The sequence below is a fragment of the Enterobacter sp. CP102 genome, from assembly GCF_025152625.1.
Classification (GTDB): domain Bacteria; phylum Pseudomonadota; class Gammaproteobacteria; order Enterobacterales; family Enterobacteriaceae; genus Enterobacter; species Enterobacter soli.
Map to the genome: position 1 here is coordinate 2,641,546 of NZ_CP104014.1, position 20,611 is coordinate 2,662,156.

A 20,611-nucleotide genomic window follows, 5' to 3' on the forward strand; every position below is an offset into this window, starting at 1 on the left:
ACAGAGTATGGGATTCAGGGGGGTGGCATCAGCAGGCAGATTAAGAAAATAATCCGTTAAAACATGAAGTAAACGCATTTTTCAGCAAAGTTTGGTTAAGCGTTTAGTCATAGATAACACTTCTTTTTATACTGGATTCTGCATTCATTAAAATTCACTATTTATTAACTATTCTCGGCAACGCTCTGCTTTTCTGGAGTAATACAAAAGGCTGATATTTATCCGCCGCAACTATAATTCCTGCGGTAAATGTCACAAAAACAAACATGTGTTCGGCAACCTTATGAACTATGACGTGATAAGTAGCATCTCAGGGAGGGGATGAAATTTAAGTTAGCGTAATTAATAATAGCGTCTCATATTTAGTATTTTTTGAATTCCTTACATTCTCACCTATTGCACAAGTCAATTTATGGCTCTATTATTAGGACAACAAACCACCCCCCATTATAAGTTTGAGATTACTACAATGAGCGAAGCACTTAAAATTCTGAACAACATCCGTACTCTTCGTGCGCAGGCAAGAGAATGCACCCTTGAAACGCTTGAAGAAATGCTGGAAAAATTAGAAGTTGTAGTTAATGAGCGTCGTGAAGAAGAAAGCGCAGCTGCTGCTGAAATCGAAGAACGCACTCGCAAACTTCAGCAATATCGTGAAATGCTGATTGCTGATGGTATCGATCCAAACGAATTGCTGAACAGCATGGCTGCTGCTAAAACCGGCACCAAAGCGAAACGCGCTGCTCGCCCTGCTAAATATAGCTACGTTGATGAGAACGGCGAAACTAAAACCTGGACCGGCCAGGGTCGTACTCCTGCTGTTATCAAGAAAGCAATGGATGAGCAGGGTAAACAACTGGATGACTTCCTGATCAAGGATTAATCAGGACGCATTCTAAAAAATCCCGCTAAATGCGGGATTTTTTGTATCTGTAATTCACGCCGAACATCCCCTTACACTCTGTCATATAGCGACAAGACACTATTTAAAAACCCTTACAATCCGGCTCAGGTAACCCCGCCCGGGTTATGGGCATAAAAAAACCGGTGGGCAATGCCACACCGGTTTAGTTCATCCGGGAAACAGATTATTTTTTAATACCCATGCTCTCCTGGAGCCAGGATTTAAATTCTTCACCCAGAGTATTGTGGCGAATGCCATATTCAACAAACGCCTGCATATAACCGAGTTTATTACCGCAGTCATGGCTCTTACCTTTCATGTGGTAAGCTTCAACGGTTTCTTTCTCGATCAGCATATCAATGCCATCAGTCAGCTGGATCTCATCACCCGCTCCTGGAGGGGTTTTCGCCAGCAGCGGCCAGATTTCTGCGCTCAGGACGTAACGACCCACAACGGCCAGATTAGACGGTGCAACATCCGCTTTTGGCTTTTCAACAACGCCAACCATCGGCACGCTTTCGCCAGGCTCGAGATTAACGCCTTTGCAGTCTACAACGCCATATGCGGTCACATCCGCAACAGGCTCAACCATGATCTGGCTGCTGCCGGTTTCATCGAAGCGTTTAATCATCTCAGCCAGGTTATCCTGGGACAGATCGGATTCGAATTCGTCCAGAATAACGTCTGGCAGAATAACAGCCACAGGCTCGTCACCCACAACAGGGTGAGCACACAGCACTGCATGGCCCAGGCCTTTCGCCAGACCCTGACGCACCTGCATGATGGTGACATGCGGTGGACAAATAGACTGAACTTCCGCTAACAGCTGACGCTTAACGCGTTTTTCCAGCATGGCTTCAAGTTCAAAACTTGTATCGAAATGGTTTTCGATTGAGTTTTTGGATGAATGCGTTACCAGCACAATTTCGGTAATTCCGGCAGCGATACATTCATTAACGACATACTGGATTAATGGCTTATCAACCAACGGCAGCATCTCTTTAGGGATTGCCTTCGTTGCGGGTAGCATCCTGGTTCCCAATCCCGCTACCGGGATAACGGCCTTTCTGACTTTCGAATTTAGGGCAGCCATTGAAATTCTCCTGAGCTGTTCAAGTTTTGAACTTATTCAATAAATAACGCGTTGAGTATATCAGCCTCACCATACAGTCCGGGTCTGAAAAGGACGCGTTGCCGATCAATTAGGATAAATACGTATGAATCTGGCGGTGATAGTAGCACTGTCAGCAAAACACCGGAAAAGCAATCTGACGAATAAAAGTCAATTGCTTATTCCGTGGACAACATTAAGCGTAACCGTCCCCCTGCCCCCCAAATTTGGCACTGCCAGGAGGAGCAGCGTTGGCTAATTTGATTAAGATAAGCTGTTCCTAATGTCCCTAAAGGAACGCCATTGCTTACCTGAATATGATGTTCCCCCGTATTGAGCGTTGCGTTTAGCCCGGCAGAGACGAGGATAAGGTTTTTCAGACCGCTGTGGTAATAACCAACCAGCAGGGGAAATTGCCCCGGCAAATTGGCCTGGCGAAAAAGATGATTAACCTGCTTAAGTAAACTGCCTAATTCAGGAAGTCGTTGACCCTGATGGGATAACTGTTCCTGCAAGAGCCCATTAAATAGCGCCCGAAGTAACAGCGCAGCTAATACACCGTTATCACCTGCCCGCGTAACATCCAGACAATAAAACGCGAGGTCGGAATCCGATAAAGGTGCAATATCAAGCACCAGCCCGGGTTCATCCGCGGCGACCAGTTGGCGATAATTTATACGGCAATGAGAAATAGTCTGTTGAACCGGCGGCTGGAGTTCCTGCAACAATTTTGAGGCTGCCAGCGGATTACTGACTAACGCATCCCAGTCCTGGAAAAGGCGTTCTTCTTCCTCAACCCGGGAATTAAACATATTGGGATACAGGCAAGCCAGTACCGTTTCACGCAGGCGATTCAAATCTTTGACCGGTTTTAACAAAATATCCTGCACGCCTAAACGCAATGCCCGGGCAATATCGGCCATGTTTTCGGTGGCAGAAATCACCAGAATCGGGATCTGGTCCCCCTCGTTTCGAAGATGTTCGACCAGTTTGAGTCCGTTCATGCGCGGCATGGCAATGTCACAAATCATCAGATCAGGCGTGATAGTGACCATTTTTTCCAGAGCATCAATACCGTCCTCGGCAAGCGATGTCATCGCGCCTAACGAGGATAACCACGAATCCAGCAGCGAACGGAAAACGGGCTCGTCTTCAACTATCAATATGTGTTTTCCGGCCAATGGCTGCGTCATGGTTCCTCCCCTGGCTGACAGTTACTAAATAGTGGCATGTGATCGGCACTATCGCCTGTCAGATTTTGCTGAAGTAATCAAAAAAAGGGTGCTCAGGCTGATGTCCGCACAAACGGCAACAGCTCATCCAATTTCTTCTCAACGGCTAGCGAGCCCGCAGCAATGGCGGCTTCGGCACGATGGAAGTCCAGGGTAGCAATTTGCGGGCAATACGGTTGAATAAGGATGTCAGGCGGGTCACCCGCCATGCGGTTACGTTTAAGGCGGTTTTCAAGCACCTGGATTGAGGTCGTCATGATTTCGATTGCCGTCGGTGCGGCTACCGCACGACGCGCCGCCATCCGCCCGATTCGCCCACGCAGGCGTTCATGCCAGGCGAGTTTTTCGCCTTCCGCATCCTCGCTTTGCAGATTGACGGGCAAAAGCTCCTGCTGCATCAGGTGCGCATCGTGTTGCAGATCGACGGCAATCACGATGTCTGCACCCATCGCGCGGGTGAGTGAGATAGGGATCGGGTTCACCACGCCACCATCGACCAGCCAGTAGCCGTTATGCGGAACGGGCGCCATTAAACCCGGCATACTACAGGAGGCACGTACGGCGAGATGGATATCGCCTTCGGTAAACCAAAGTTCCCGGCCCGTGCTGAGGTTGGTCGCTACAGCGCCGAAAGGCAGCTGGCAATCGCTGAAGTCTTCAAGAGGCATTATCTGGCGGAACTGATTAAACACTCGTTCGCCACGCAGCAAACCGCCGCGTTGCCAGGAGAGATCCATAAGGCGCAGAACATCCCAGTAACTGAAGGAACGCACCCAGGTTTCCAGCTCAGGGAGCTTTCCGCAGGCATACGCAGACCCGACCAGCGAACCGATAGAACACCCTGCAACGATATCAATCTCAATGCCCATCTCTTTTAAGGCACTAATTACGCCGATATGTGACCAGCCGCGAGCTGCACCTGAGCCCAGCGCCAGTCCAATTTTAACCTTTCTCATTAGCCCTGATTTACTTCCCCTGGATTCCCAACATAGCGTCAACGCAACTGCTCAGTTAACATGGTGCTACCCGAAGCGTTTTACGCCCTTAATTTTTGTTCCAGGAAGAGAATCGTGTCTCAACTCTGCCCCTGTGGTAGCGCTCTGGATTATAGCCTATGTTGCCAGCGATATCTTACTGGCGAGCAGGTTGCACCAGACCCGTCACACCTTATGCGTTCGCGTTATACTGCTTTTGTGATCAAAGACGCAGACTATCTGATTAAGACCTGGCACCCGTCTTGTCATGCCGCCGATTTTCGTCAGGACATTGAAGCTGGCTTCGCCAACACGCAGTGGCTTGGCCTGACCGTTTTTGAAGCATCAGCCGGAAGCAACGACAACGAAGGCTACGTCAGCTTTGTTGCCCGCTTTACCGAGCGCGATAAATCGGCTGCCATTATCGAACGCTCCCGTTTCTTAAAGGAAAGCGGGCAGTGGTATTATATTGACGGTACGCGCCCGCAAATCGGTCGTAACGATCCCTGCCCTTGTGGTTCAGGTAAAAAATTTAAAAAGTGTTGCGGGCAGTAATGCCTGACAACTCAGATTTCGCAAATACTCAAACAGGATTTCCCGGCGATGCAATCATTACAACGTAAAGTTCTGCGCACCATCTGTCCCGATCAAAAAGGGCTGATCGCACGAATTACCAACATTTGTTACAAACATGAACTGAATATCGTGCAGAACAACGAGTTCGTTGACCACCGTACCGGTCGCTTCTTTATGCGTACCGAACTGGAAGGTATTTTCAACGACACCACCCTGCTTGCCGACCTGGATAGCGCATTACCTGAAGGCTCTGTTCGTGAACTGACGCCAGCTGGCCGTCGTCGTATCGTGATTCTGGTCACCAAAGAAGCGCACTGCCTGGGCGATCTGCTGATGAAGGCAAACTACGGTGGGCTGGATGTGGAAATTGCCGCCGTTATTGGTAACCACGACACGCTGCGTACGCTGGTGGAACGTTTTGATATTCCGTTCGAACTGGTGAGCCACGAAGGTCATACCCGTGAAGAGCACGACGACTTAATGGCGCAGGCCATTGAAGCGCATAATCCGGACTACGTGGTGCTGGCAAAATACATGCGTGTGTTGACCCCAACCTTCGTGTCACGTTTCCCGAACAAGATTATCAATATCCACCACTCGTTCCTGCCGGCATTTATCGGCGCTCGTCCATACCACCAGGCGTATGAGCGTGGTGTGAAGATCATCGGTGCAACCGCGCACTACGTGAATGACAACCTGGACGAAGGCCCAATCATCATGCAGGACGTGATTCATGTGGATCACACCTACACAGCAGAAGACATGATGCGTGCCGGGCGTGACGTAGAGAAGAATGTATTAAGCCGCGCGCTGTATCAGGTACTGGGTCAACGCGTCTTTGTTTACGGTAACCGGACGATTATTCTTTAATCGACTGAGAAATGAATTGGTTAGCTTTGCGTCTTTGCGCATAAAATTCAGCCAACCAGTTTATTTTTATCGTGGTAACGCTTTACAGGGGCGCCTCATTTGATATGATGCGCCCCGCTTCCAACAGGAAGCAGGCCTGTAAATAGCATTCCCCCGTGGTGGGGTTCCCGAGCGGCCAAAGGGAGCAGACTGTAAATCTGCCGTCATCGACTTCGAAGGTTCGAATCCTTCCCCCACCACCATTATTCACCACAGCGATGTGGTAACACCGATAAGATAATGTGAAGTTTGCACTTATCGGGAAGGGTGAGGAGCGAAGCGACGAATAATCCTTCCTCCACCACCATCTTCAAGCTGTACCTCAAAATTAGCATTACCCCCGGTGGGGTTCCCGAGCGGCCAAAGGGAGCAGACTGTAAATCTGCCGTCATCGACTTCGAAGGTTCGAATCCTTCCCCCACCACCATCATTTTTAAATCACTCCACATTCACTCTTTGCACCATGCCACATATATTTCCGATGCAGGGAAGGATGAGAAGCTTCGACTAAGGTTCGATTCGAGCGCAGCGAGAAAGCGTTGCCGAAGGCAACGACCCGAAGGGCGAGGCGCAACGCGCCGGGTAATCCTTCCCCCACCACCATCACTTTTAAATCACTCCGCATTCACTCTTTGCACCATGCCACATTTATTTCCGATGCAGGGAAGGATGTATACCAATGCCTGTATCTGGCATCTGCACACCTGCTTTCCCCGGTGGCGCTTCGCTTACCAGGGCTACAAATCGTACTCCCCCCTTGTAGGCCGGGTAAGGCGCAGCCGCCACCCGGCAACAGACAGCTACATCGGCGGCAGCCGGCGCTTCACAGGCGAACTCTTCACAATAGATGTATTGCACTGGGCATGTTCAGCGAGACCATCCAGCAACGTATCAAGCTGCTCAATTGAGCGCACCACCAGCCTGATAACAAAACAATCCTCACCGGTCACTTTGTCGCTCTCAATACACTCCGGCATGGCCTGAATGTATTTATCCACCTTATGTAACAATCCCGGCAGCGGCCGCACACGCACCAGCGCCTGCAAGGTATATCCCAGCACAGCTAAATTCACGCGTGCGCCATACCCCTGAATCACGCCCCGCTCCTCCAGTCTTTTCAGCCGCTCTGCGGTGCTTGGCGATGTCAGCCCGACACGGCCACTCAGCACTTTCAACGACACGCGCGCATCCTCCACCAGGCAGGCTAATATCTGGCGGTCGATATCATCGAGAAGGTAATCCATAGCATTCACCTAATTTAAAAACGCCATAACTGTATTTCACCTTATATCACCACTGTAAAAGCCCACACGCTTTTTCGACAATATAGCCATTAATCAGGAGGTACATTATGGGTGATAGACAAAAAGGCGTCTGGCAAATGAGCCTGGCGATGCTTATTTCCGGCTCAATCGGAGCTTTTGTTTTACTCTCCGGTTTACCGGTCACAGAAGTCGTGTTCTGGCGCTGCCTCATCGGCGCCGTTGCTCTGTTTCTTTTTATCCGTATCAACAAACAGCCTTTTAGCCCGTTAACCAAAGTTACCCTGGGGCTGGCCATCCTCGGCGGTATCGCGCTGGTCGTTAACTGGATGCTGCTTTTTGCCGCCTACGCGCGCATCTCGATAGGTCTGTCGACCGTGGTCTACAACACGCAGCCGTTTATGCTGGTAATGATGGGGATGCTGCTGGGTGAACGCGTGAGTCTGGCAAAATGGGGATGGCTCCTGCTGGCCTTCGGCGGCGTGGTGGTTCTGCTCTCAGGCGAATTGACCGGCAAAAGGGAAGCTGGCTGGCTTAGCGGTATTGCGCTGGCGCTCGGTGCAGCCTTCTTTTACGCGCTGACGGCCATTATCACCCGCAAGCTCAGAAGTATTGCGCCACCACATATTGCGTTTATCCAGGTCTTAACCGGGGTGGTTATGCTATTGCCGCTGGCGCAGATGCCCACGTTTTCCGGGCACTTCCCGTGGGGAATGCTCTTAACACTGGGGATTGTGCACACCGGCATAATGTACCAGTTGCTCTATAGCGCCATTCAGAAGCTCCCTACCCCTGTCACCGGCTCCCTCTCCTTTATTTACCCGGTGGTAGCGATTGTGGTTGATAATCTGGTCTTCGGGCATTCGCTGACTGCACCTCAACTGGCAGGTGGTGCGCTGATCCTGGTTGCCGCCGCGGGCAACAACCTGGGCTGGGGCGAAAAAAAACCCCGCGAATGCGGGGTTGGTATCAAAACAGTTAACTAGCGGCGGGCACGCACAATCTGGTATTTGCGCGTCAGGTACTCCACCGGCGCGCTCCAGATGTGCACCAGACGAGAGAACGGGAACAGCACAAACAGGGTCATCCCCAGCACCAGGTGCACGCGGAAGATAAACGCCACGCCATCCAGATGCTCAGACGCACCACCGTGGAAGGTCACGACAGACTGCGCCCAGCCCACCAGCTTCATCATTTCGCTGCCGTCCATATGTTGGGCAGAGAATGGAATGGTCAGCAGACCCAGCGCACACTGCACCATCAGCAGGGACAGGATCAGGATGTCTGCACCGGTTGTGGTGGCACGCACGCGCGGGCTAAACAGACGACGTTTCAGCAGCAACAACCCGCCGACCAGACACATCACACCGCTGGCGCCACCCGCAAACATCGCCATCTTCTGCTTCACTTCGATTGGCAGCCAGGCTTCGTACATCCAGTGCGGAGTCAGCATCCCCAGGAAGTGACCGGCAAAAATACCCAGAATACCGATATGGAACAGGTTAGAGGCCAGGTTCATCCCTTTGCGATCCAGCATCTGGCTGGAGGCCGCACGCCAGGTGTACTGACCGTAGTCATAACGCAGCCAGCTTCCCACCAGAAACACGGTGCCTGCAATATACGGATAGATATCAAAGAAGAACATATTCAGGAAGTGCATTATTGCTGTCCTCCGTTAGAGATATTCAAATATTGCGGGGCAACAGCTCCGGCAAAACGACGCTGGTGAGCCGAGATTTCTGACTCGCCGCAATTCTGGTCAGCAAAGAATTTCACCTGCTCTTCTTCCCAGACCGCATCCAGCGCCTGCGGGGTATCATCGCGAGCTTCATCGGCAATTTTTTCCGCCACTTTCTCGCTATCGACTGCCGCATTCGCGAGTTTCACCAACAGGTCGAACAGCACCGCATAGCGGCTCTCACGCTGTTGCAGACGCGCACTGAGCAGCGCCAGAATCGGGGCGATGTCCTGCAACCCGCCGAGCGCTTCTTCTTTTGGCAGCTGCGCCAGATATTCAAGGTACAGCGGCAGGTGATCCGGCAGCTCGCGGCTGTCGAGTTGCAGACCGTGCTGCTCGTACTGCGCCATCAGGTCGACCATTGCCTGACCCCGGTCACGGGATTCGCCATGAACATGTTCAAACAGCAGCAGTGAAGTGGCACGGCCACGGTCAAACAGCTGGCTGTAGTCAGCCTGTGCATCCAGAAGATCGCGCGCTAACAGATCGCGCAGGAAAACGCCCAGGCTCTGGGCATCTTCTTTATCCAGGTTTTCAGATGACGCGAGTGCATCGAAAAGTTCCTGTTGATGCTGCGCAAGCGCAGCATCCGGGTACTCGAGCAGACGCGAAACAATGACGAGTTCAATCATTGGTGCGGCTCCGTTTTGCTGGTCACATCCATGGCATCAATGCGACGGCTGTTGAACAGGTTGAATTTGGTATCTGAACCGTGGCAACCGTCACCGAAGGTAAATCCACAGCCGCCCTTTTCCGGGAAGGCTTCACGCGCCTGTTCACGGTGGCTGCTTGGTACCACGAAACGGTCTTCGTAGTTAGCAATTGCCAGATAACGGTACATTTCCTGCGCCTGCGCTTCGGTCAGACCCACTTCCTCCAGTGCACGGGTATCAATCACGCCGTCCACGGTTTCGGTGCGTTTAAAGTGACGCATTGCCAGCATACGTTTCAGTGCCAGCACCACCGGCTGGGTATCACCCGCAGTCAGCAGGTTTGCCAGATACTGAACCGGGATACGCAGGCTTTCCACGTCCGGCAGAATGCCATTGCTGCCCAGTTCACCGGCATCCGCAGCAGACTGAATCGGTGACAGAGGCGGCACATACCACACCATTGGCAGCGTGCGGTATTCCGGGTGCAGTGGCAGAGCCAGCTTCCAGTCCATCGCCATTTTATATACCGGTGACTGCTGTGCGGCGTCGATCACGCTCTGCGGCACGCCGTCTTTTAGCGCCTGCTCAATCACTTTCGGATCGTTCGGATCGAGGAACACATCCAGCTGACGCTGGTACAGATCTTTCTCGTGTTCAGTGCTCGCTGCGCTCTCAATGGCGTCCGCGTCATACAGCAACACTCCTAGGTAACGAATACGGCCTACGCAACTTTCGGAACAGACGGTAGGCATCCCTGCTTCAATACGTGGATAACAGAAAATGCACTTCTCTGACTTACCGCTCTTCCAGTTGAAGTAGATTTTTTTGTACGGGCAACCGGTGATACACATGCGCCAGCCGCGGCACTTGTCCTGGTCGATCAGTACGATACCGTCTTCTTCGCGCTTGTAGATGGCGCCGCTCGGACAGGTCGCCACGCACGCCGGGTTCAGACAGTGTTCGCACAGACGCGGCAGGTACATCATGAAGGTGTTTTCGAACTGGCCGTACATCGCCTTCTGCATGTTCTCGAAGTTTTTATCTTTCGACAGCTTCTCGAATTCACCGCCCAGATCGTCTTCCCAGTTCGGACCTTTCTCGATCTTGTTCATCCGCTGACCGGTGATCAGCGAGCGAGGACGAGCGATCGGCTGATGCTTACCTTCCGCGGCGTTATGCAGGTTCTGGTAGTCAAAATCAAACGGCTCGTAGTAATCATCAATGCCCGGCAGATGCGGGTTAGCAAAGATTTTTCCCAGCAGCATGGTACGGTTACCCATGCGCGGCTGGATCTTACCGTTGATTTTGCGGATCCAGCCGCCCTTGTACTTCTCCTGATCTTCCCAGTTGGTCGGGAAGCCGGTACCTGGCTTAGTTTCAACGTTGTTGAACCACGCGTACTCGGTACCTTCACGGCTGGTCCAGACGTTTTTACAGGTGACTGAGCAGGTATGACAGCCGATGCACTTATCCAGATTCAGCACCATGCCGACTTGTGAACGAATTTTCATTTTACGCTCTCCTGTACCTGGTCATTACCTTCGCCGTCTAACCAGTTAATATTCTTCATCTTACGAACCACCACAAACTCATCACGGTTAGAACCCACGGTGCCGTAGTAGTTAAAGCCGTAGGCCAACTGCGCATAGCCACCAATCATATGGGTTGGTTTCGGCGTAATACGGGTGACCGAGTTATGGATACCACCGCGCTGCTCGGTAATTTCTGAGCCAGGAATGTTCACGATACGTTCCTGCGCGTGGTACATCATGGTCATACCGGCTGGCACACGCTGGCTGACGACGGCACGCGCCGTCAATGAACCGTTGGTGTTAAACACTTCAATCCAGTCGTTATCCACGATCCCCAGGTCTTTAGCATCGGCTTCGCTCATCCACACAATCGGACCACCGCGACCTAACGTCAGCATCAGCAGGTTGTCGCTGTAGGTGGAGTGGATACCCCACTTCTGGTGCGGCGTCAGGAAGTTCAGCGCTTTTTCCGGGTTACCGTTGGATTTCTCGCCCATCACCGCTTTCACCGAACGGGTGTCGATTGGTGGACGGTAAACCAGCAGGCTTTCACCGAAATCACGCATCCACTGGTGATCCTGATACAGAGACTGACGACCTGTCAGGGTGCGCCATGGGATCAGCTCGTGAACGTTGGTATAACCGGCGTTATAAGACACGTGCTCATCTTCAAGGCCAGACCAGGTCGGGCTGGAGATAATTTTGCGTGGCTGCGCCTGAATATCGCGGAAGCGGATCTTCTCGTCTTCTTTGTTCAGCGCCAGATGCTTGTGGTCACGACCGGTGAATTCACTCAGCGCTTCCCAGGCTTTCACTGCCACCTGACCGTTGGTTTCCGGTGCCAGAGTCAGGATCATCTCTGCCGCATCAATCGCCGTGTTCAGCATTGGCTGGCCTTTTGCCGGGCCGTCTGCTTTGGTGTAATTGAGCTTGCGCAGCAGATCCATTTCGCTCTGGGTATTCCAGGCAATCCCTTTACCGCCGTTACCGATTTTTTCCATCAGCGGGCCGATAGAGGTAAAGCGCTCATAGGTCGCCGGGTAGTCACGTTCAACCGGAATGATGTGCGGAGCAGTAACGCCCGGGATCAGGTCACACTCGCCTTTTTTCCAGTCCTTCACGTCCAGCGGCTGCGCCAGTTCGGCAGCGGAGTCGTGCTGGATTGGCAGCGTAACCACGTCAGTTTCTTTGCCCAGATGCCCTACGCACACTTCGGAGAATTTCTCAGCGATGCCTTTGTAGATCTCCCAGTCGCTTTTGGATTCCCATGCCGGGTCAACGGCCGCAGACAGTGGATGAATAAACGGATGCATATCCGAGGTATTCATGTCGTCTTTTTCGTACCAGGTCGCGGTTGGCAGCACAATGTCGGAGTACAGGCAGGTGCTCGACAGACGGAAGTCCAGCGTCACCACCAGATCCAGTTTGCCGTCCAGACCGTTGTCTTTCCATTCCACTTCTTCAGGCTTCACACCGCCCTGCTTGCCGAGATCTTTCCCCTGAATACCGTGATCGGTACCGAGCAGATACTTCAGCATGAACTCATGGCCTTTACCGGATGAACCCAGCAGGTTGGAGCGCCAGATGAACAGGTTACGCGGATGGTTTTTACCGTTTTCAGGCTGTTCCGCCGCAAAGCGAATAGAGCCTTCTTTCAGGGATTTGACGGTGTAATCCACCGGCGTCATGCCCGCTTTCTTCGCCTCTTCGGCGATACGCAGCGGGTTGGTGCCCAGCTGTGGAGCAGACGGCAGCCAGCCCATACGTTCAGCACGTACGTTGAAGTCAATCAGGTGACCGCTGTAGCGGGATTTATCCGCCATCGGTGACAGCAGTTCCTGCGCGGTCACGGTTTCGTAGCGCCACTGGCTGGAGTGGTTATAGAAGTAAGAGGTACTGTTCATGTGACGTGCCGGACGCTGCCAGTCAAGCGCAAACGCCAGTGGCTGCCAGCCTGTCTGTGGACGCAGTTTTTCCTGGCCCACATAGTGTGCCCAGCCGCCGCCGCTCTGACCGACGCAACCGCAGAAGATCAGCATGTTGATCAGGCCGCGATAGTTCATATCGAGGTGATACCAGTGGTTCAGACCGGCACCGACGATGATCATCGAACGACCGTGCGTCTTGTCAGCGTTCTCCGCAAATTCGCGTGCGATACGGGTGATCTGTGCAGCAGGTACGCCAGTGATTTGCTCTGCCCAGGCCGGGGTGTACGCTTTCACTTCGTCATAGCTGGTCGCGCAGTTTTCATCATTCAGACCGCGCTCCAGGCCGTAGTTGGCCATGGTCAGGTCGTAAACGGTGGTTACCAGCGCCGTGGAGCCATCCGCCAGTTGCAGGCGCTTGACCGGCAGCTTGTGCATTAAGACGTTTTGCAGCTCAACTTTGTTGAAGTGTTCGGAACCTTCCCCCCCGAAGTACGGGAAACCTACATCAGCGATCTCATCCTGGCTGCCCAGCATACTCAGGCGCAGGTCAGTTTCTTCACCGGAGGTACCATCGCGCTGCTCAAGGTTCCATTTCCCTTTTTCACCCCAGCGGAAGCCGATAGATCCGTTTGGTGCCACCAGCTCACCATTGCTGTTACAGGCAACGGTTTTCCATTGCGGGTTGTTTTCCTGACCGAGTGCATCCACGAGGTCGGCCGCGCGCAGCATCCGGCCTGCCGCGTAGTAGCCATCGCGCTCTTCCAGCATGACCAGCATCGGGAAGTCGGTGTAGCGACGCACGTAGTCGGTGAAGTACTGGCTCGGTTTATCGAGGTGGAACTCACGCAGCATGACGTGGCCCATCGCCAGCGCCATCGCGGAATCGGTACCCTGTTTTGGTGCTAACCACAGGTCGCACAGTTTGGCGATTTCTGCATAGTCAGGGGTAATGGCGACAGTCTTGGTGCCTTTGTAACGCACTTCAGTAAAGAAGTGGGCATCCGGTGTACGGGTCTGCGGAACGTTAGAACCCCACGCCAGAATGTAGCTGGAGTTATACCAGTCGGCCGATTCAGGAACGTCGGTCTGCTCACCCCAGGTCTGCGGAGACGCAGGCGGCAGGTCGCAGTACCAGTCGTAGAAGCTCAGGCAGGTACCGCCAATCAGGGAGAGGTAGCGCGCGCCAGATGCGTAGGACACCATCGACATCGCCGGGATTGGCGAGAAGCCTGCTACGCGGTCCGGGCCGTAGGTTTTGACGGTGTAGACGTTGGAGGCGGCAATCAGCTCGTTCACTTCTTTCCATGAGGAACGCACGAAACCACCGCGACCACGAGCCTGCTTGAAGCTTTTCGCTTTGTCGGCGTCTTCGATAATAGAGGCCCAGGCATCGACCGGATCGCTGTGCTGGACTTTCGCTTCACGCCACATTTTCATCAGGCGTTTGCGCATCAGCGGGTATTTCAGGCGGTTAGCACTGTACAGATACCAGGAGTAGCTTGCGCCACGCGGGCAGCCACGCGGTTCATGGTTTGGCAAATCCGGGCGGGTGCGCGGGTAATCCGTCTGCTGCACTTCCCAGGTCACCAGACCATTTTTAACGAAAATCTTCCAGCTACACGAGCCAGTACAGTTAACGCCGTGGGTTGAACGGACGACTTTGTCATGCTGCCAACGCTGACGGTAACCGTCTTCCCAGTCCCGGTTGGTCTCCAGAACCTGGCCGTGCCCATCGGCAAAAGTTTCGCCCTTCTGCTTGAAGTAGCGAAACCGGTCCAAAAATTTGCTCATCGGGTATCTCCTGTGTGGAGCCTGTGGCTCTCTAAATCGACATTGCTGATTTGCAGCGAAAGTAACGCTCTGATAGATGACGGGAATTGATAACGATCAAGGCAAAGGAGGTCTCTGCGCGGTGGTATTAGTGCACATACCACCAAAGCGGTATTATTTTCTATTTTTTATAATATTGATTTAAAAGGGAAATATTGATTTATCGTACAAACACTACGGCTTTTTTTAACATATTAGGTATTAAGGGGTAGAAACGGCTGCAAAGCGATGAAGATCACAGTGTTACCCGCGGCGACAGGTAAATACCCTATCAGTATGTTGTAACTATTCAGGATCAAAAAAAAGCGCGGCTCTAAGGCCGCGCAAACGGATAATCAAACTTACTTATTTTTCTTGGTATTACGGCCATATACCAGCCACGTAATCACTACGCAGGCGATATAGAATACGAGGAACACTTTCATTGCCCCTGCCGGAGAGCCCGTCAGGTCAAGCGAAATACCGAATGCTTTCGGGATGAAGAAGCCACCAATGGCGCCAATGGCAGAGATAAAGCCCAGTGCCGCTGCAGTATCGGTCGCAGCTTCACGCATGGCCTGTGCTTCGTTACCACCCTGCGCTTTCACGCGGTCCATCGTCAGCTTACGGAAGATAACCGAAATCATCTGGAAGGTAGAGGCACTACCGAGCCCGGCCGTCAGGAACAGCACCATAAACACACCGAAGAACGCGGTAAAGTTACCGCCCTGGCCGTTGGTTGGCAGCGTCAGGAACAGCAGCGCACAGAAGATAGCCATCACCACAAAGTTCACCAGCGTCACGCGCGTTCCACCCAGACGATCGGAGATTATCCCGCCAACAGAACGGGCCAGCGCGCCAATGAACGGCCCGAAGAAGGCGAAATGCAGGATCTGAATTTCAGGGAACTGGGTTTTCGACAGCATCGCGAAGCCTGCGGAGAAACCAATGAATGAACCGAAGGTTGCCAGGTACAGCAGCGCCATCACCCACAGGTGCCCACGCTTCAGAACCGGAAGCTGTTCGCTCAGAGAAGCTTTCGATGCAGACAGGTCATTCATAAAGAACCAGGATGCCAGGGTGAAGATCACCAGGAACGGTACCCAGATCCATGCCGCGTTTTGCAGGAACAGAGAAGAGCCATCAGGTTGCGTCACACCGCCGCCGCCAAACGCCGCAAAAATAGAAACAGAGATCGCCAGCGGTGCAATTAACTGCATCACGCTCACCCCCATATTCCCCAGACCGCCGTTAATGCCCAGCGCTCCGCCCTGCTTCGCTTTCGGGAAGAAGAAACTGATGTTTGCCATGCTGGAGGCAAAGTTTGCGCCAGCAAAACCGCACAGCAGAGAGATAATCACGAACACACTAAACGGTGTAGAGGTATCCTGCACGGCAAAACCAAGCCATACGCACGGCACGATCATGATCCCGGTACTGAACGCCGTCCAGCGACGGCCGCCAAATACCGGCACCATAAACGCGTAAGGAACACGCAGCAGCGCACCCGACAGCGACGGCAGCGCAGTCAACATAAACAGCTGATCGGTTGTGAAGGTAAACCCAACTTTCGGCAGGTTAACCGCCACCGCACTAAACAACATCCATACGCAAAACGCTAACAGCAGACACGGAACGGAAATCCACAGATTACGACTTGCTACACGGTGGCCGCGTTGTTCCCAGAACGCCGGATCTTCCGGACGCCATTCTGTAATTACGGCACCATTATCCCTTTCGGGGGCGGATGAGTGACTCATAGACACCTCTGATTCTCGAATGATGCTGCAAACATTAGGGTTTTAGGCCGACGGTAAGTTGATATAAATCAAAGGAAAAGTGGGCAGATTTGCGGCGAAAAAAAAGCCATTACTCTAAGTGAGTAGGCTTTTCCGGTAAAAAAGGTGTGGTTTTTCACGGTGCTGACGCTTCCCCGTACTCCCTTCCCCCCAGACATCACCCGCCTGGCAATTTAGAGGTAATCCTTTATTGGTATGGGTATACTCCAGGGTATGCATGAAAATAGCGCCATTCCTGCAAGCAGGCCACGTCAGGAGCCCGGCAACCCTATGTTAAAAAGATGCTTATCCCCGCTGACACTCGTTAACCAGTTGGCACTGATTGTCTTGCTGTCCACCGCTATCGGTGTGACCGGCATGGCTATCTCTGGCTCGCTGGTACAGGGTGTGCAGGGTAATGCACATGCCATTAACGAGGCAGGCTCGCTACGTATGCAGAGTTACCGCCTGCTGGCAGCAGTGCCCCTTTCTCTGGACAATGAGCCGCTGATCGACGAAATGGAACGCACGGCGTTCAGCCCAGAGCTGGAAAGAGCCGCCACCCGCGACGGGCAAGAGTCGCAGCTTAAGGCGCTCCAGGGCTACTGGCACTCGCAGCTGAAACCCAACCTGAAAAGTGCCCAACGTGCAGACACCGTATCACAGGATGTCGCCGGTTTTGTCTCGCGCATCGATACGCTGGTCTCTTCGTTCGACCAGACCACTGAACACCGTATTGACCGGGTGGTCGTCGTCCATCGGGTGATGGCGATATTTATGGCGTTATTGCTGGTGTTTACCATCGTCTGGCTGCGTGCGCGGTTGCTCAACCCGTGGAAACAGCTGCTGGCGATGGCGCGAGCGGTCACGCAACGTGATTTTACCCAGCGCACCCACATCAGCGGCCGCAATGAAATGGCGATGCTCGGACAAGCGCTCAATACCATGTCGGAAGAGCTGTCCGAAAGCTATGCGGTGCTGGAAAAACGCGTCCAGGAAAAAACGGCCGGTCTTGAGCAGAAAAACGAAATTCTCTCGTTTTTATGGCAGGCCAATCGCCGTCTGCATATGCAGGTTCCCCTGTGTGAACGCCTCTCACCGGTACTGAACGGCCTGCAAAATTTAACCCTGCTGCACGACCTGGAGCTGCGGGTTTACGACATCGAAGATGAAGAAAATCATCAGGAGTTTACCTGTCAGTCGGACATGTCCTGCGATGATAAGGGTTGCCATCTTTGTCCGCGCGGATTACCGCCGCTGACCGGCAGCGGGACCACGCTCAAATGGCGTCTGACGGACGGCCACACGCAGTACGGTATTTTGCTGGCCACCCTGCCTGCGGGGCGTCACCTGAGCCATGACCAGCAACAACTGGTAGACACGCTGGTTGAACAGCTGGCCGCCACACTGGCGCTCGATCACCACCAGGAAAAACAGCAGCAGTTGATCGTTATGGAAGAGCGCGCCACCATTGCCCGCGAGCTTCACGACTCCATTGCCCAGTCGCTCTCCTGTATGAAGATGCAGGTCAGCTGCCTGCAAATGCAGGACGATGGGCTGCCGGAAAGCAGCAAACAGCTTCTCAGCCAGATCCGCAACGAGCTGAATACCTCCTGGGTACAGCTTCGCGAACTGCTGACCACTTTCCGTTTGCAGTTGACCGAGCCTGGCCTGCGCCCGGCACTTGAGTCCAGCTGCCACGAATTTAGCGCCCGACTGGGGTTCCCGGTGAAGCTCGACTACCAGCTGCCCCCGCGTTTTGTCCCCTCTCATCAGGCCATACATTTACTGCAAATCGCCCGTGAAGCCCTGAGCAACGTGCTCAAACACTCCGGTGCGACGGCAGTAACCGTGACCGTCAGCCAGCACAATAATCAGGTGAAACTTACGGTCCAGGACAACGGCTGCGGCGTGCCAGAAAATGCCGAGAGAAGTAACCACTATGGTTTAATTATCATGCGAGATCGCGCACAAAGCCTGCGCGGAGATTGCCAGGTTCGCCGGGGAGAGTCTGGTGGCACCGAGGTAGTGGTCACCTTTATTCCCGAAAAGCCCCAAATAACTGCTCAAGGAGAAAACCATGACTAATCAGGAACCGGCATCCATCCTGTTGATTGACGACCATCCGATGCTGCGCACAGGCGTGAAGCAACTTGTCAGCATGGCACCGGATATCACGGTGGTTGGCGAAGCCAGCAACGGCGAACAGGGTATTGAACTTGCCGAATCGCTTGATCCTGATTTGATCCTGCTCGATCTCAATATGCCGGGTATGAACGGTCTGGAAACGCTCGACAAACTGCGTGAAAAATCACTGTCTGGTCGTGTTGTGGTGTTCAGCGTTTCGAATCATGAAGAAGACGTTGTGACCGCGCTGAAACGGGGTGCCGATGGCTATTTGCTGAAAGATATGGAGCCGGAAGATCTGCTCAAAGCACTGCAGCAGGCCGCCGCCGGTGAGATGGTGCTGAGTGAAGCCTTAACGCCTGTGCTGGCCGCCAGCCTGCGCGCCAACCGCGCCACTTCTGACCGTGACGTCAGCCAGCTAACGCCACGCGAGCGTGACATTCTCAAGCTGATTGCTCAGGGTCTGCCAAACAAAATGATCGCCCGCCGTCTGGATATCACCGAAAGTACGGTCAAAGTGCATGTGAAACATATGCTCAAGAAGATGAAATTAAAATCCCGCGTTGAAGCGGCGGTTTGGGTACATCAGGAACGTATCTTCTGATTTCATTCGTCCGGCAGCAGCTTCCAGCGTGGGTCGTCGTTAGGTAATGCCACCAGCGGTTGTGCCACAGCAAGCGTGATCTCATTGGAAGAGACACGCTGCCCGTCCTCATCTTCCACCACCACCGATAATTTCCAGCTATTACGTGCATCGCTCTGCTCACTCCAGGCAGGCATAATGACGCTCCAGCCATCGCTGCTGTTATTTTTAGCCGGCGACGTCAGGCTCAGGGCCAGCGTATCGCCCTGCCAGTGTAGTTTACGGATACCGTGGGTACTGCGCACCTGCAGCTTCAGCATCACCGTTTCGCCCCCTTTCAGATCCCAGGGTGGCGTCGCCAGATACACCGATAAGGTTTTGCGCTGGCGGAACTCCATCACCGGCAGGTTATCCCTCTCTGGCGAATCGTAACGACTGCCGCGCAGCGAACGTGTGGCGGCCACTTCACCGGCAGAGAGCTGCTTAACCAGCGGAACTCCGAAACGATAATTGACCTTAAGGCCCAGATTGTTCTGGCTGACGCCGCTCTCACCCTGCTTGTGGGCAGCGGAAAAGGTCAGCAACGGCACGGGGGTATAATCCAGCCCCAGGTTTACCGCCATCGGGTTGTGGTAGCCGGTTCCGCTGTTAAACAGATCCACGCTATCGCCAAAATACTGTTCAAAACTGACGCTGGTGTTGAGGTGATGGAACCACGGCAGCCATGCTTTCGCCGTGACATCGTAGCCACGGGCCATGCGCTGCTCCTGGAGATCCGAGCGGTTTCGCCAGCTGGCAAACGGCTGGTAGTAGTTTGCCGATAAACGCAAATTCTCACCCCAGGCTTCGGCGCCCAGCCCCGCACGCTGCAAGTTTTCATCAAGCAGGTTGTCATAGAAGGTGTTGTAACCCAGCAGCCAGGTCCCGGCCAGCCAGCGTTGGCCGATACCGGCATTGCTGACCAGGCCGTCCGTCTGTTGAGTCAGCCCAAGCTGGCTCCAGCTCAGGTAGCGGTTATTATCCTGCCAGGGCACAAACCATCGCCCGCTGCTGCCGGTGAAATTCCCCTCCTCATCCACCAGCAAATCCACGCTGGCGTTACCCCAGGGAGAGAGCCAGGTTTCAATTTGCTGATTCACTTCACCGCTTAACGCATCACGCACTTGGCCAAAGGCGAACTGGCGGGCCTGCTCGCCGGTCGTCAGGCCGTTATCGGTCATGCTCGCTTCACCGAATGCTTTTGCCATCTCCGCCAGATGTTTTTCTCTTGCGGACGACGGTGCCGCCAGACCGAGGTCGGGCAGACCATCACCGTTATTATCGAAGGGATTTTGCGCCTGCTGGATAAAGGAATTCGGCGCACCGTAAACGGCTCCGGCCGAAATAAGGGGGAGTAAAAACAGCGAACGAATGCGGGACGATACAGCCATCAACGTCGTAAATAAGAACCTGTGTTTATGAATAAACTCTTATTATGTTAACGCGATAAGCAGTG

At 53.4% G+C, this 20,611-nt stretch carries 16 protein-coding genes, 2 tRNA genes and 1 other RNA gene; 9 read left to right on the forward strand and 10 right to left on the reverse strand.

Annotated features, from left to right (window positions below):
• Positions 1 to 469: 469 nt before the first annotated feature.
• Positions 470 to 883, forward strand: coding sequence for a histone-like nucleoid-structuring protein H-NS (gene hns / locus N1249_RS12535; protein WP_008502781.1), 414 nt, complete (start codon positions 470 to 472; stop codon positions 881 to 883).
• Positions 884 to 1,088: 205 nt separating this feature from the next.
• Here the strand turns inward: hns and galU are convergent, their stop codons facing one another.
• The 3 genes from galU to rssA form a co-directional block, all read right to left on the reverse strand.
• Entirely contained in the window at positions 1,089 to 1,997 is a 909-nt protein-coding gene (galU, locus tag N1249_RS12540) for a UTP--glucose-1-phosphate uridylyltransferase GalU (RefSeq protein WP_014070544.1), read from the reverse strand.
• A gap of 197 nt (positions 1,998 to 2,194) precedes the next feature.
• Positions 2,195 to 3,208 (reverse strand): two-component system response regulator RssB, encoded by a 1,014-nt coding sequence (rssB, locus tag N1249_RS12545; RefSeq protein ID WP_014070545.1) that lies wholly within the window; start codon positions 3,206 to 3,208, stop codon positions 2,195 to 2,197.
• 92 nt (positions 3,209 to 3,300) lie between these two features.
• Complete coding sequence (gene rssA, locus N1249_RS12550; RefSeq protein ID WP_259829687.1) at positions 3,301 to 4,203, reverse strand: patatin-like phospholipase RssA; 903 nt, start codon at positions 4,201 to 4,203, stop codon at positions 3,301 to 3,303.
• Positions 4,204 to 4,317: 114 nt separating this feature from the next.
• On the opposite strand from rssA, the gene N1249_RS12555 reads away from it, so the two are divergent.
• From N1249_RS12555 to N1249_RS12575, 5 genes are all read left to right on the forward strand, one after another.
• Positions 4,318 to 4,776: a YchJ family protein gene (locus N1249_RS12555; RefSeq protein ID WP_259829690.1), complete on the forward strand. Its 459-nt coding sequence runs from the start codon at positions 4,318 to 4,320 to the stop codon at positions 4,774 to 4,776.
• Between the two features lie 48 nt (positions 4,777 to 4,824).
• Entirely contained in the window at positions 4,825 to 5,667 is an 843-nt protein-coding gene (purU, locus tag N1249_RS12560) for a formyltetrahydrofolate deformylase (protein ID WP_014070548.1), read from the forward strand.
• Positions 5,668 to 5,824: 157 nt separating this feature from the next.
• A tRNA-Tyr gene (locus N1249_RS12565) sits at positions 5,825 to 5,909 on the forward strand.
• Between the two features lie 139 nt (positions 5,910 to 6,048).
• Positions 6,049 to 6,133: transfer RNA gene (locus tag N1249_RS12570), tRNA-Tyr, on the forward strand.
• A 45-nt stretch (positions 6,134 to 6,178) separates the two neighbouring features.
• A non-coding RNA gene (locus N1249_RS12575) (RtT sRNA) lies at positions 6,179 to 6,309 on the forward strand.
• A gap of 197 nt (positions 6,310 to 6,506) precedes the next feature.
• Here N1249_RS12575 and N1249_RS12580 read toward each other — a convergent pair.
• On the reverse strand, positions 6,507 to 6,950 hold the full coding sequence (locus N1249_RS12580; RefSeq protein WP_259829700.1) for an Lrp/AsnC family transcriptional regulator: 444 nt from the start codon (positions 6,948 to 6,950) through the stop codon (positions 6,507 to 6,509).
• A gap of 107 nt (positions 6,951 to 7,057) precedes the next feature.
• Between N1249_RS12580 and N1249_RS12585 the strand changes: the two genes are divergently transcribed.
• Positions 7,058 to 7,954, forward strand: coding sequence for a DMT family transporter (locus N1249_RS12585; RefSeq protein ID WP_259829701.1), 897 nt, complete (start codon positions 7,058 to 7,060; stop codon positions 7,952 to 7,954).
• Here N1249_RS12585 and narI read toward each other — a convergent pair.
• From narI to N1249_RS12610, 5 genes are all read right to left on the reverse strand, one after another.
• The gene (gene narI / locus N1249_RS12590; RefSeq protein ID WP_259829702.1) at positions 7,951 to 8,628 is read right to left on the reverse strand and encodes a respiratory nitrate reductase subunit gamma; all 678 of its coding nucleotides are present in this window, start codon (positions 8,626 to 8,628) and stop codon (positions 7,951 to 7,953) included. The two genes, N1249_RS12585 and narI, sit on opposite strands and share 4 nt — an antisense overlap.
• On the reverse strand, positions 8,628 to 9,338 hold the full coding sequence (narJ, locus tag N1249_RS12595) for a nitrate reductase molybdenum cofactor assembly chaperone (RefSeq protein ID WP_166715645.1): 711 nt from the start codon (positions 9,336 to 9,338) through the stop codon (positions 8,628 to 8,630). Before narJ ends, narI begins: the two co-directional genes overlap by 1 nt.
• Positions 9,335 to 10,870: a nitrate reductase subunit beta gene (gene narH, locus N1249_RS12600; protein WP_259829703.1), complete on the reverse strand. Its 1,536-nt coding sequence runs from the start codon at positions 10,868 to 10,870 to the stop codon at positions 9,335 to 9,337. Before narH ends, narJ begins: the two co-directional genes overlap by 4 nt.
• Complete coding sequence (locus tag N1249_RS12605; RefSeq protein ID WP_259829705.1) at positions 10,867 to 14,610, reverse strand: nitrate reductase subunit alpha; 3,744 nt, start codon at positions 14,608 to 14,610, stop codon at positions 10,867 to 10,869. The genes narH and N1249_RS12605 overlap by 4 nt, the downstream gene beginning before the upstream one ends.
• A gap of 380 nt (positions 14,611 to 14,990) precedes the next feature.
• Entirely contained in the window at positions 14,991 to 16,388 is a 1,398-nt protein-coding gene (locus N1249_RS12610) for a NarK family nitrate/nitrite MFS transporter (protein ID WP_259829706.1), read from the reverse strand.
• A 309-nt stretch (positions 16,389 to 16,697) separates the two neighbouring features.
• Between N1249_RS12610 and narX the strand changes: the two genes are divergently transcribed.
• Together narX and narL are read left to right on the forward strand one after the other, a co-directional pair.
• Positions 16,698 to 18,494: a nitrate/nitrite two-component system sensor histidine kinase NarX gene (gene narX, locus N1249_RS12615; protein ID WP_259829707.1), complete on the forward strand. Its 1,797-nt coding sequence runs from the start codon at positions 16,698 to 16,700 to the stop codon at positions 18,492 to 18,494.
• The gene (gene narL / locus N1249_RS12620) at positions 18,487 to 19,137 is read left to right on the forward strand and encodes a two-component system response regulator NarL (RefSeq protein ID WP_003856701.1); all 651 of its coding nucleotides are present in this window, start codon (positions 18,487 to 18,489) and stop codon (positions 19,135 to 19,137) included. The genes narX and narL overlap by 8 nt, the downstream gene beginning before the upstream one ends.
• Before the next feature lie 2 nt (positions 19,138 to 19,139).
• On the opposite strand, the gene N1249_RS12625 is transcribed toward narL, so the two are convergent.
• On the reverse strand, positions 19,140 to 20,546 hold the full coding sequence (locus N1249_RS12625) for a YchO/YchP family invasin (protein WP_259829708.1): 1,407 nt from the start codon (positions 20,544 to 20,546) through the stop codon (positions 19,140 to 19,142).
• Between the last annotated feature and the right edge of the window lie 65 nt (positions 20,547 to 20,611).